The sequence below is a fragment of the Peptoclostridium acidaminophilum DSM 3953 genome, assembly GCF_000597865.1.
Classification (GTDB): Bacteria; Bacillota; Clostridia; order Peptostreptococcales; family Peptostreptococcaceae; genus Peptoclostridium_A; species Peptoclostridium_A acidaminophilum.
The window spans coordinates 522,338-535,184 of sequence record NZ_CP007452.1 but is presented as its reverse complement, the minus strand read 5'-3'; the positions used below and the strand labels follow the sequence as shown (position 1 = coordinate 535,184).

The following is a 12,847-nucleotide window of genomic DNA, read 5'->3' as shown; positions in this document are numbered from 1 at the left end:
TTAATATCCGACAAACAGATACTCTTGAACTTTATTGTTGTTATCTCCAACCTTGTGTCCTTGATTTCCAAATGAATATCGGTAATCTACAGGTATTACTTCAACATGTGATTTATGTTTAGATAGAATAGAAACCATTTCATCTAATGTTGGTAAACTATTTGAGGAATATGACACAATTATTATGCTGCTTTCATATTTTTTGAATAATACATCAAAAGCATCTGCCGCACCATTTCTTGTTGAGAAAGGAGTTGGATAGGATTTAAATTTCTTTGTTAGAGTGTGTTCTTGAATTTCTACCTCCTTCCAATCTCTCGCTAATCCTTCAACAAAATGATATCTTCTAACATACTCATTATCTGAATATGGAGAGTAGTAAGGTGGATCAATATACACCAAATCTGGTTTTTTAATACGTAGTTTCATCGCATCAGAATTTTTTGATTTGTTCTTTTTTCCATTATCGAAAATCGAATTATTTATATCTTTCACAGCATCCAGAAACTGTTCTTCCAATGATTTCCGTAAATCCTTTCTTCCATCATTATATCTATCACCTGTATATGTAAAAATACCTCTTGGTCTTTTTTTAATACAAGCACGTATCAGTGCGGCCATTGCTATTGCTCTTTTATATGGACTTCTGATTTTTGAGATATTTAGGCGAAGCGTATCAATCAGATCATTCTCAGAATCAGTAAAGTAAAGGTCTTTAAATGTTTTTGAAACAAAACCATCAGACTCATTTGATTTAACTAAAAGCTTTTCGGCTTCGATCTCGGGCAATGTGATTGAGTTATTTTCAATCATAGCTTTTGTAAATGTTGCCGACATTGCCATGTAGTCATTGCTAACTACAGTTTTCCCTTGTGCCTTAAACATGTAACTTACAATTCCTGAACCGGAAAACAAATCACATACACTCTCAAATTCAAACTGAGAAGCAATATCCCAAATTTGCGTTAATAGTTTGCTCTTAGAGCCCATGAACCTTGTTGCTGGATATTTATCAACTTGCCTTGGTAAGGGTTCAGGTACCAAAGATAAAGTAATATTTTTCTTAGGTGGAATGTTTACAATAACATCTTCACCTTTTCTCCCACTACCATTACATGAAATGTATCTCTTTGTTTGATATACATCTATATTAAATGAACCATACAGGTCATGTACAAGTGGATGGTTTGAATTTGTAAGGATAACATGACATCCAATTTCCTGCAATCGTTGGACTTCTTTAGCTAGTTCAATGTGATCTTCTTCATAAAACTGTTCCTTGGTGTATCTTTTGAAATCTGAGTACTCGGACACAGGTAAATATGGAGGATCTAAAAAGATTAAATCATCTTTTTTTGCATGCTCGTTTAATATGTCCAAATAATCGCCGCAAACAATCGTAGCCCGTCTTAACATATTTGAGGCTGCATACAACGCTTCTTCATCACAAATATTCGGATTTTTATATCTTCCAAAGGGAACATTAAACTGTCCTTTTTTGTTGACTCTATAAAGCCCATTGAAACACGTCTTATTCAAATATATCGTTCTGGCAGCTGCATCAACTGAAGATAATGAGTTATAGTCTAAAGCCCTCATATTATAAAAAAATTCTTCGTTATTCTCGTATTTTTTAAGTTTACTTATAATTGCTTGAACATTATTGGCCACTTCTGTATATAAGTTTATTAACTCAGGATTACTATCTGCAATGATTGCCTCTTCAGGATTAAGCGCAAAAAATACAGCCCCGCCACCAAAAAACGGTTCAATATAGCGCCCATATTTAGTAGGCATCTTGGGTATAATATCTTCTAACATCTGTGTTTTCCCACCAGCCCACTTGAGTATTGGGCGTGCTGTATTATTAGAATTGTCATTTTCAGTGCTGATTTTCAGTGAATTACTCAATATATGTCGCCCCCTCATTATCGTCGTTTATTATTTCCATAATATCACCGATGTCACAATCCAAGGCTTTACAAATTCTAAGCAATACATCAGTTGTAATATTTTCGTTCTTTCCTAGTTTTGCTATTGACGCATGACTTATACCGGCCACTAAACAAAGATCCTTCTTTTTCATATCACGATCAATCAACATCTTCCAAAGTTTTTTATAACTAACATGCAATTTGGCCACCTCACTATAACAACGACTTTAATCTATGATATCATCAAAATTCAGTGATCGCAATATTAATTTCAGCGTTTGGTGAATTAAATAAACATAACACAATTTCTAAGTTGTTGCCATTTTATCTGTAATTTTATAGTCATCTTATCAACTCAGCACGTTTTTGACAGCAATTTCATCAACTCACGAGCTCTAAAGTCAATATAGCCACTCAACCTTACATTCTGCCATTCTTGGATAAGTTCCCATAAAATAAAAAACCGTGACTATCTTTCTAGCTTGGAGCCAGATCTCAAATCACGGAAAGCGCTTATTTACACATGTTTCTACTCTATCTCTTGTCTACCCTTGATAGCAATACTACCGTCTCAACGTGCGACGAGCCGTTTTTATTAATGTCTTGGTAATTTTTTATTCACATCCGATTTTCCATGATTTTTCTGTGTTTTTGTATTATACACTTTTTGACCTAATTCTTTGGGGATACGTCAATCGGATTTTCGTTGATATTAAAGCGTTTTCGCAAAATGATATACTGTAAAATGTTGGTATTTGGGAGACAAGTCAATGCATATTAACCCCAAACATCGGCTCAAACAATCTTTCGTTCACAGAAACTGCTAAAAGGGCAATCTCCGCATTTAGGTTTACTGGGATTACAAGAGTACTTTCCAACCTCCCAGCGCAAGCCATCGGCGATTCCCGGAAACTCCGGATTAAGCTCTCTTGCTTTGCAAATTGTATAGATGCGTGCAATCTCCTGATCTGTCACAAAAGGTGTCAGGCCAAGTCTTTGAAACACCCGCATCGTGTGCACATCCGGCGCGATATCTATGGCGCTATAATCCGAAAACTCGATTCCATAGTATCGATATAAAATGTTGGGTGCCATGTTTACCACCTTAAAGCCAAAGCCATTGAAGTCCATGAATCTAAGTATGACATCGCAGGTTTATCTTTATAATTGCCGATATATTCCTTGAAAATTATCTTACAGTCAAAGCTTTGTTAATAGCTTCCATAATGATTTTGTGGCAGCAAACACCCATCGGATTATTCTCTTTGCAGTTAGAATTCTTCATTGCGCCGGTTATAGCATTTACTTCTTGTACAGTTCTCGCTCCATGCTTAACCACAGCTTCAATTACCTGTTCTTCTGTGACTTTACTACAATAGCAAGCATACTTAGGATTTGCATTTTTCTTAAACCAGATAGGAACTTTGACTTGATCCTTTAAGAATTTTACTCCATTGCCTGTGTTGTAATAGACAACATCACAGTCTTCATTCATGCAAATCCTGTATTGATCTCCCTCAACTGCATTTCGGTTTTCATCTGTCACCAAATGCTCAACGGTAACTTTGCTTACAGCTTCACCTTTGTTATTACAAACAGGGCAATTCCCCTTGGTTTGTTCTATATTTTGTGAGTTGCATCCGCAACTGCATGTATTGATATTTTTAATCATAATCGGACTTCTTCCACTATTTAACTTTCTTGATTCTCAAACAAGTCTTAAGCAGGTTATTCCTGAAGCTAATATCAAACTCCCGATAATGCTGGCTTTCTCCCCACTGGCGCATGGCTTCATGTTCCGGATGTTTAGGATCATTCCAGGCTTCAAGGAATTCTTCATAACCGCCAAGTCCGCCAACATCTTCCGGCGGGCAAGCACCTTCGCCCTCAAGAATCTGCGGATAGCCAAATTCATAATCATCTATTACTTTTTCAAGCACGATTCTGTGACGCCAATAATCTCCAAAGTCATAGATATATTCAAAGCTTTTGTATTTTTCCAAGTATTTGTCGATTTTGACTGTCTGTGGCTGTCTTACTGTTGTTTCAATTATCCCGGCAATAGTGACATGTGGGTCTTCTTTTTTAGACGGTTTCTTATTTTTGTATTTGGCAGAGTAAAATTTGAATTCTTCGTAGGCTTCTTCATCGTTTGTAATTCGAAGCTTGTCTTGCGGGAATTCAAATTCATAAAGATGGTAATCCCACCAGTCCATAGAAAACTGAATCGTATCATGAAGACGTTTAAATGTAACATCCGCCGGGATTAGCACCCTTCTCCAAATCAAAGGTTTAGAGTCAATCAATTCGATTTTTATCTGATAGGCTTTCATATACTTTTCATTCTTCCTTTCAATTCGTTCAATTAAATTTTTTATCAATTTCTTACTTGATGGCTATTCTTGACCGTATTATTCATTTTGAAATATAGAAGAATTGCGATTAATTCTACAGCACAAGTAAAAGCAATAATGCTTCCTATCATACTTTTATCGTACAGCAATCCCATCAATGCAGCACCGCCAAGCAAAGCCAAGCCATAGCAGGTATTAAACACGCCATACCCTTTGCCTCGCTTATTGAACGGTGTTATGTCTGCGATTGCAGAACGCATAACCGTTTCATGAACTCCTATGACTACGCCAAAAACAATCATTCCAATAACAATTAACACTGTCGAATTGCTCAATGTTAAAAACGGCAGCAGCAATGTGATGAATGGAATCGCCATCAAGACCAGAAGACCTCCAGTCTTCATGCCTGTCTTAATTTTCAACCGGTCATAAGCTTTGCCGACAAACAATGCTGTGACAGCATCCACAATCATGGCTGCCGAATACAACAAGGTTATATTCCCGTCTGACATTAAATGATTTGCTTTTAAATGGTAACCTATTGTACTGAAATTGACAAAACCCAACGTGCAGAAAAAGGTAAATGCTGTATAGATCCAAAATATCGGTTTAAGATGCTCTGATTGAAACTCTTTTTTTACGGCAGCAGGTATAAGATTTTCGCGTTTAATCCTGTTGTAGGCATATATTAAAAACAACATCAGCAAGACAAATGGAACAAAAAGTGTTTTGTACCCTAACTGGTACTCTGCAATTCCGTTCTTCCCAGTAAAATAAAACACCATTGTGAAAATAAGCGGGCCGATAAATGCGCCAATCTGATCCAAAGCTTCTTGAAGACCAAAGGCAAATCCAACTCCGACTTGATTTTCTGCAACACCTGAAAGAATTGTATCTTTAGCAGGACTTCGAAGCGCTTTTCCGATTCGCTCCATCAAAATCAGCACAATAAGAATATTCCATTTCATGGTATATCCCATCAGCGGCACAACCAACAACATGCCGTAGCCCAGGAACATAAAAATCCAATGTCTACCGCTCTTATCGGATAAAACTCCTGCGATGAGCCTAAGAAAATATCCAAGGAACTCACCAATTCCAAAAATAAGACCGACTTGAGCGGCACTGATACTTAGTAAATTTAAATACTGGCTGTTGGCGCTTCTTGCAGTCTCATAGACTACATCACCCATCATACTTATAATGCCAAATATGATAATTACCCTAACAGCCGTTGAAAAACGATTTTTAGTTTGATTAAACATAAGCTACTACCTTCATTTGATTATTATTTTTATTTAACTCTTATTGCCAAAATCAACCACTACACTTATACCTTCCTCAATCCCACATGATTTGATTTACAGTATTCACATACAAGCTACGTTTACCGCATTTAGGGCAGGGAAAGCTTTCAAGGTTTGTAGTTTTTTCTTCTGAATGAAAGCTTTCCGTGAAATCGCAGTTAACCCTTTGAAGAACCGTTCTACATTTTGTGCATTTATAATCCACCTCAAAGCAGCCCCCATGATAATCTAGACGAATGAAAAAGCGACCATAAAACTCACCACATTTAGGACAACGATAGGTATCGTGGCCATATCCGTCGGCAATAACAGCATTCTCTTCCTCGAGCAACTTTCTAATATGCTCCACTGTCTTTCTGGATCGAATAAGTGATGAAAGGATAGCAAAATCAGAATCAAAGTCCATAAGATTGTGGGGGCTATACCTCATGCCAATGCCAATTTGGATATTTTTTAAGTAATCACATTCCTTACAACAAATCCCGAAACTACTTCCCACAATGCACCCCCTAAAATAGCATTGGCTCTATTTGATAAGGAATGAGCTTCCGAATTTTATCAGCCAATTCCTCCCCAAATGGCTCTGGTGCCATAAACCCCTTAAATTTATGATTCACACCATTTGTATAGATTTTCATCTGCCAACTTCCACCGTCACAAGCTTGTTCTTCAAATTCGCAGGGTTTTAACGCAAGTAAATCATATTTTTCAAATAAGCCTGCTAAGATACTATCTTTCAATCTATACTCATAGGTTACTTTTACGGGCATAAAATGATTATCATCCATACCAAAAATATCGCTGTACTTGGTATTCCGTTTAAAAGTCGTGCGTATGATGCCTTTTGCAGAAACAAAGGTTGTGCACACGCCAAACTCTTCAGCGCTCATCAATGCCCCTGATATATATTTAATTTCAAATGCATTCGCTGTTACTGGTTGCATGATGAATGGCTCCTTCCTTAATCAGCAGCTTTACTTGATACTGTTCATTATCTCTTTCATGCGGCCAATAAAATCATCCTTTTCAGTATCTGTTACCTCGTTGTTTTCTTGTAAGCTGGTTACATAGGATTTAATAATATCCTCAGATTTTACAAAGCTGAATTTTCCACGCAAGTCGCTGAGTATTAACTGAGCGTCTATAAACGCGCCCATACTATTAATAACTTGATTCATTAATTCTTCCGCTTGTTCAAGCTTCCCGCTTTTCATTGCTTCTTTTGCAGAAATACTCAGACTACGGATATCTTCTCCCCATATTGCATACCTTGATGAAGTTGACTTGCATTTTTCATCACACGAGTCAAAAATTGCTCTTTCTAGTCTGTCCATCAACATCTCTTCACTGTCGTACTCTTTCACTCTCTCGATTACTACGGGGGCATTTCTGTCGTGAGCTTTATAAAAGTTTATTACAGCCCTCATCAAAGATTCTATTAGAGCCAATATCTATCATCCCTTTCATCCTAATGATCACTTAATACTTTTTAGGGAATTTTTCTTTTCCAAGCTGCCATAGGTACTTATCTATGTCTTTCAGGTTATAGGTAGCAAGATCATAGAACTTGCCGAATTCCAGTAAAATGTTTTTGAACTTAATGTAATCCTTCAAATCATCATTGCTAAATCTATAAAATCCATCAACATCCCTGAAATAGCGAAGAAGCCTATCTACATAACTGTCGTAGATAGGAAAGTCCAAAGGCTTATGATGGCTACAGTATTTTGTTGCGAAAGAATAGAAATTCTTCGCCGTCCCATTATCCATATTGACTTTGGCAATATCATTTACTAAAGTTACATCCCCCGCCATCAGCCTGTCATCTATGTCTAAATTGATGATGTGCCTTGCCACTTTAAAAGGGGAGAATATATTTGTGCTGTAAAAATCATTCAAGGCAGAAACTTTTATAAGAACTTCATCGATATCTTTATTGCGGGGATATGTCCGGTAAAAAAGTTTATCTAAGGCGCTTTCCTGTAATGCATAGTTTTCCAATTGATCCCATGACATTAAATATTTAGCCACTTCCTCACAACTTGGTCGCGGAACGTCCGGTCTTGGAGCTTTCTTCTTGTGCGTAGTTGTAGAACCCTTATGAATAGTTATATATTCAATCTCGCCAGGTTGGTTTGCTTGAGCAAATTCTATGTAGCTGCCCACACTTCCATAGGTACTGTGGAGAAAATCCTTAAATATTTTGAATGTACGCATATATCCATAAGAATCTCTTTTAGGGTTCTTATGGGATTGCTCATTAGTGAACTTGATTTCTAATAGTTCACGTGCTTTTCTCAGTGAATATTCATCAATAAATACATCCCAGAAATCCATGCCAATGTAGTGGCGATAAGGATAGAAGGCATCACTATGAATCACGCTTTTATCTTTCAGGTGCTCATAATTGTCATTGAGGTATTTCTTGAATTGTTCCCTTAGTGCTTCTATATGTGAATTGCTGATCTTATCCGTCAATTTGCCTCACCCTCAGCAAGCCACAATGTATAACTGCTGCCTTTCTTTTCTTTTATAACCTTTCCAGCTTTCACAAGCTCATCTACAGCCTTACGTATCGAAGCTTGCGGCACCTCAGGGATTAGTGGGTAAAGCTTACGCTGTGAAATACCATTATCGTTACTAATAATATCTAATAAAATCTTATCAAGCTGGCTCTCTTTTTCGAACCGAACCTTGTAAGCATCGTAGTTTTCTGTCAGTTCGTTAAGGTAATCCTTTGTGCTTTGAATGTAGCTAAAGCAATGATTTTTAGAATTATGGCAGTGCTCCCACATATCATCAAAATAGATTTGACCGCCTTTACTCTTTTTATAGCAGTAATTCCTAAACGCTTCGAAAGCAGCAATAGCCTTATGGCACTGCTCAATATTATCATCAACACTATTCAGCGTTCCGACTTTTGCCGTCTCACTATATATGTCATTTTCGTATTTTTGGATGGCATAAGACCACTTTTGAGAGAAATTAAAAGACAAATCTTCTTCTCTTTCCGTTCTATGAAATTTTGGATTTATAGAACGTTTTTCACTTTCAATAACATTTTGAAGATCATGCTTAACCTGCTCTTCAAATGTCCTTCCGGTAGGCAATATGTCCTCAGTCTCTATTTCTTTTATTTCAATATCTTTCGATTGTACAGTCTGTTCTTTGCCACAGCGAGTACAAGTACGATTTCTCCACTTATGACCAAATAAGCTACATATTAAAGTCAACGACCACCCCTCCTTACAATTGCTAAAACCTATTTACCCATCTTTTTATATCTTTGTTGATTGGAGGAAGTCTTTTCAATGGCCTTCAGACTACCATCCACCTTGTTTATATGATTTAAAAACAACGTTCCAAGCAGGAGCCGGTCTTTTCTGGGTATTCTGTTCCACACATAGCCCTTGAACAGATCCTTAACAAGAAATACTTCTCCATCGGTTAGGTTTTCTGTTTCTTTAATAGCTTCTTCTAATAGCTCGTTGACATCAAACATGTTATTCGCTCCTTATTGACAATAATATCAACAACGTTGTTGATATAATTTTAGTCATTCGAATACCCAAAGTCAACACATAGACAAAGAAAGACCGCCGCTTAAGTAATCGTTTTTTAAGTGGCAGCCTTAACGATATATCCTATATTAAAGACTCACTTCAATTTCCAAGCCTGACTTGAATTCCACAACCAGCCTATCGTCATAAGCAGTGATCTTCTCAATCAGTCTTTTATTCAGCTTCTCATCAAACTCAATAGGTTCGCTGCACTGCTCTTCGAGGAAAGCAGCCAGTTCCGCGCTACGCTGCCGTTTCGCCTGACGAGCGGCGTTCCTGTTCAGCGCGTCTTGTTTCAAATCTCGCAGTTGATAAATCTCATTAACAACATCATCATATGCCGTTTTTGTGCTGGCAAGCTGCAGCAGCTGATTTTGGAGTTCTTCAAGTCTCTTGTCGATGCCGTCTGTATTCTGATCAAATTCCTCGCTGAGTACGGTTTCAATATTTTTCTGAAGCGTGGCAATATAGCCGTCTTTGCCCTCAATGATGATATTGATTGCTTCAACGGTTTTCTCTTTCAGCACCTCCTCAGGTAAGGTAGAGGCGTCACAGAATAAACCGGTGTTCTCCAATCGGCTAACACATCTCCATACAATGGATTTCTTGCCTCTGTTATTCCAGTGCACTCTGCGAAAAACCTCGCCACAGTTACCGCAAAACACCATTTGAGCAAAGGGATGATTGTTACTATAGCTTCTCTTGGTTCCATTTTTGCTCTGATGAACACACCGCCTTCGTATCAGTTCCTCCTGAACCTGCATGAAAATTTCACGCGGGATTATAGGCTCGTGGTTGTTTTCCACGTAATACTGCGGCACGATTCCGGTATTGAGCACGCGCTTCTTGGTCAAGAAATCGACCGTATAAGTCTTTTGCAGCAAGGCATCCCCGATATACTTTTCGTTTCTTAGAATTTTATTAACTGTGCTGGTATGCCAGCTCGGATTTCCTGCTCCTGTAAGAATACCGTCGGCCTCTAAGCCCCGCGAGATCTGCAACATGCTGCTGCCTTCCAGATACTCGCGGTAGATGCGCTTTATTATCTCCGCCTCTTCGGGCACAATAACAAGCTGCCCCTTTTCATCCTTGGTGTAGCCAAGAAAGCGGCTGTGATTGACATGGAGCTGCCCCTGCTGATAACGATACTGGATGCCAAGCTTGACGTTCTGACTGAGCGATTGACTTTCCTGCTGTGCCAAGCTTGCCATGATGGTCAAAAGCACCTCGCCCTTTGAATCCATGGTGTTGATATTTTCTTTCTCGAAGTAAACGGGAATGTTCTTTTCTTTGAGCTGTCTTATGTATTTCAGACAGTCTAAGGTGTTTCGTGCAAACCGGCTGATCGACTTGGTAATAACCATATCAATATTACCGGCCATACACTCCTCAATCATGCGGTTGAATTCTTCACGCTTTTTCGTGTTGGTTCCGCTGATTCCGTCGTCAGCAAAAATCCCTGCAAACTCCCATTCGGCATTGCTTTTAATAAAACCTGTATAGTGTTCAATTTGCACCTCATAACTGGAAGCTTGTTCTTCAGTATCTGTTGATACGCGGCAATAAGCGGCAACTCTCAATTTCCGCTTTTGTTCTGGATTTTTGGAGTTACCAACTCGTTTTCTTGCCGGAATAACTGTTACACTCTTGCTTTCCATCTGATAGTACCTCACTTTCAATTAGACTGTAAGCATATTCAGCTTGTCTGAAGGGATCGTCATACAAAGCCTTCGGCATAGGCATAGCAAACCTTTGTTTTAGGAACGTTGGTTTTTCGTCCGTTCTTTCCTTTATACGTCCAAGCTTTTCTGCTCTGTTGCGTTTCTCAATTTGTACCTTTTCGTACCACTCTTTTTCGATGATCACTGGATAATACGGGTCAAACACATATCTTTTGTCCGTCAGCATTTTAGAAATAGAGCCATGATAGCGATTGATACCGGCTTTTTTTGCTGAATCAGTTAAGGAAAGGCCGGATAGATAAGCCTTAAAAAGCTCTCGCACCTTTTTGGCATCATCTTCCTGAATAACCGCTTTACCGTTTACAATTACATATCCGTAGGGAATATGTCCCACTCATCTCACCAGCCTTTCTTTAAGCGTCAAACCGCACTTCAGCTTGAAGGCTATTTCTGTCTGTGAAATAACGTCAATCTCCTCCACAAACGTTTTGAATAGCTCCTCATTAAAACTGTCAAGTTCATTTTCCGGCTTTGATACATATCTCATCAGTTTTGCAACCTCGGACATTTTTGTCATAACGTCTTGTTCAAAGTGTATAAGATTGTCTCTTTCATCTTTTAACTTCACAGCATCGTTTATCAGCTCTTTTTGCCATGAACTAAACACAGCTGAATCCAGATACTGTTTTCCAGCTAAGTTTGAGAGCGCACATCTGCGCTCTGCATTTTCTTCAAGCTTTGCTTCCAGTTCTTTAAGCCTGCGGCGATTATCTGCGGGTGACGCAGCTTTTAGACTGTCAATAATTGGTTTGACAACCCATTTTCGCCCGAATATCAACTTGTTTATCATGGTTATAAAAGCCTGATGGATTGAATCTTCACGAATAAACTTCATCGAACACGCGGAAATATCATTGAGGTGCTTGCTGCAACACCAGGCGATATACTTGTTTGGAACTCCATGATGAACTCGCCGTTTAAACGTGTTACCACATTCTGAGCACTTTATTCTGCTGGAAAACAAATATCTGTTTTGATACTTTGCAGTACCGATCTCGATGCCTTTTTCCTTTGCGCGCTGCAGTAAGGCTTCATTGACCGCCTCAAAATCCTCGCGGCTTATAATGGCTTCATGATGGTTTTGGATGTAGTACTGATCCTTTTCGCCGTTGTTGTAACGCTTGTTAAAATACTTGTCCGTATAGGTTTTCTGGAAAATTGCATCGCCTGTATACTTTTCATTTCCGAGGATCCCTCGGATGCTAGTTGACGTCCAAAGCTCTCCGCGTTGTGGGGGTATACCCTCGGCATTTAAACCATTGGCGATTTTCTTTGTACCGCTACCAGACAAGGCTTCAGAAAAAATCCTTCTGACAACCTCGGCCTGCTCCGCATTCACATGCAACTGTCCATCCGCGTAATCGTATCCATAGGGTGGAGACGATAATTTATAAGTGCCATTTTGGAACTTCCGCTTAATCGACCATTTGTTATTCTGTGAAATGGAAACAGACTCGTTTTCAGCAAGGCTGCTTAGGATTGTCAACATTAACTCACTGTCCATTGACTGCGTATTGATATTTTCCTTTTCAAAGTAAATGGAAACACCGATTTCATTCAATCTTCGCACAATCTCAAGACAGTCTGTTGTGTTACGAGCAAAGCGACTAATCGATTTCGTCACTATGAAATCAATCCGCTTGTTTTCACAGTCAGCAAGCAACCGTAACAACTCAGTGCGCTTTTCTTTTTTTGTGCCGGAAATGCCCTCGTCATAGTAGATACCAGAAAACTCCCAGTTCGGATTGGCCTTGATATACGCTTCGTAATGGGTTCTCTGAGCTTCCAGACTGACGAGTTGTTCATCGCTGTCGGTAGAAACGCGGCAGTATGCTGCTACCCTAAGTTTCGGCTGCATGGTTATAAGCGCATTATTTCCTACAATTTTTGTCACCTTTCTCACTATTTTCACCTCCTTGGGGTGAGACATATTACCTCTGAACATCCGAT

General features: G+C 38.8%; 15 protein-coding genes. All 15 read right to left on the bottom strand.

The genetic code is table 11. The features are described 5' to 3' along the window. The 15 genes from EAL2_RS02795 to EAL2_RS02725 all read right to left on the bottom strand — a co-directional run bounded on the left by EAL2_RS02795 (position 1) and on the right by EAL2_RS02725 (position 12,800). Positions 1-1,911, bottom strand: a complete 1,911-nt coding sequence (locus EAL2_RS02795; RefSeq protein ID WP_025434904.1) for a Dam family site-specific DNA-(adenine-N6)-methyltransferase — start codon at positions 1,909-1,911, stop codon at positions 1-3. Beyond that, on the bottom strand, positions 1,904-2,134 hold the full coding sequence (locus EAL2_RS02790) for a helix-turn-helix domain-containing protein (protein ID WP_025434903.1): 231 nt from the start codon (positions 2,132-2,134) through the stop codon (positions 1,904-1,906). Before EAL2_RS02790 ends, EAL2_RS02795 begins: the two co-directional genes overlap by 8 nt. 595 nt (positions 2,135-2,729) lie before the next feature. After that, positions 2,730-3,029: a hypothetical protein gene (locus tag EAL2_RS02785; RefSeq protein WP_051489066.1), complete on the bottom strand. Its 300-nt coding sequence runs from the start codon at positions 3,027-3,029 to the stop codon at positions 2,730-2,732. A 94-nt stretch (positions 3,030-3,123) separates the two neighbouring features. Further along, positions 3,124-3,606, bottom strand: a complete 483-nt coding sequence (locus EAL2_RS02780; protein WP_038601647.1) for a Csac_0668 family 2Fe-2S cluster-binding (seleno)protein — start codon at positions 3,604-3,606, stop codon at positions 3,124-3,126. Positions 3,607-3,622: 16 nt separating this feature from the next. Beyond that, positions 3,623-4,315 (bottom strand): plasmid pRiA4b ORF-3 family protein, encoded by a 693-nt coding sequence (locus tag EAL2_RS02775; protein ID WP_242842486.1) that lies wholly within the window; start codon positions 4,313-4,315, stop codon positions 3,623-3,625. Continuing rightward, entirely contained in the window at positions 4,312-5,484 is a 1,173-nt protein-coding gene (locus tag EAL2_RS02770; protein WP_242842485.1) for an MFS transporter, read from the bottom strand. The genes EAL2_RS02775 and EAL2_RS02770 overlap by 4 nt, the downstream gene beginning before the upstream one ends. Positions 5,485-5,629: 145 nt before the next feature. Beyond that, the gene (locus EAL2_RS02765) at positions 5,630-6,094 is read right to left on the bottom strand and encodes a hypothetical protein (protein WP_201770173.1); all 465 of its coding nucleotides are present in this window, start codon (positions 6,092-6,094) and stop codon (positions 5,630-5,632) included. Positions 6,095-6,104: 10 nt separating this feature from the next. Then, positions 6,105-6,539: a hypothetical protein gene (locus EAL2_RS02760; protein ID WP_025434897.1), complete on the bottom strand. Its 435-nt coding sequence runs from the start codon at positions 6,537-6,539 to the stop codon at positions 6,105-6,107. Positions 6,540-6,569: 30 nt separating this feature from the next. Then, positions 6,570-7,043, bottom strand: coding sequence for a hypothetical protein (locus tag EAL2_RS02755; RefSeq protein ID WP_025434896.1), 474 nt, complete (start codon positions 7,041-7,043; stop codon positions 6,570-6,572). Positions 7,044-7,074: 31 nt separating this feature from the next. Continuing rightward, positions 7,075-8,073: a hypothetical protein gene (locus EAL2_RS15670; RefSeq protein WP_025434895.1), complete on the bottom strand. Its 999-nt coding sequence runs from the start codon at positions 8,071-8,073 to the stop codon at positions 7,075-7,077. Next, a complete protein-coding gene (locus EAL2_RS02745) occupies positions 8,070-8,828 on the bottom strand; it encodes a DUF1660 family phage protein (protein WP_025434894.1) in 759 nt (252 codons plus the stop codon). The genes EAL2_RS15670 and EAL2_RS02745 overlap by 4 nt, the downstream gene beginning before the upstream one ends. Positions 8,829-8,857: 29 nt before the next feature. Further along, entirely contained in the window at positions 8,858-9,097 is a 240-nt protein-coding gene (locus EAL2_RS02740) for a single-stranded DNA-binding protein (RefSeq protein ID WP_025434893.1), read from the bottom strand. A gap of 147 nt (positions 9,098-9,244) precedes the next feature. Beyond that, a complete protein-coding gene (locus EAL2_RS02735) occupies positions 9,245-10,813 on the bottom strand; it encodes a recombinase family protein (protein ID WP_025434892.1) in 1,569 nt (522 codons plus the stop codon). Further along, positions 10,764-11,231 (bottom strand): serine integrase family protein, encoded by a 468-nt coding sequence (locus EAL2_RS02730; RefSeq protein ID WP_025434891.1) that lies wholly within the window; start codon positions 11,229-11,231, stop codon positions 10,764-10,766. Before EAL2_RS02730 ends, EAL2_RS02735 begins: the two co-directional genes overlap by 50 nt. Continuing rightward, the gene (locus EAL2_RS02725; RefSeq protein WP_025434890.1) at positions 11,232-12,800 is read right to left on the bottom strand and encodes a recombinase family protein; all 1,569 of its coding nucleotides are present in this window, start codon (positions 12,798-12,800) and stop codon (positions 11,232-11,234) included. Positions 12,801-12,847 lie beyond the last annotated feature (47 nt).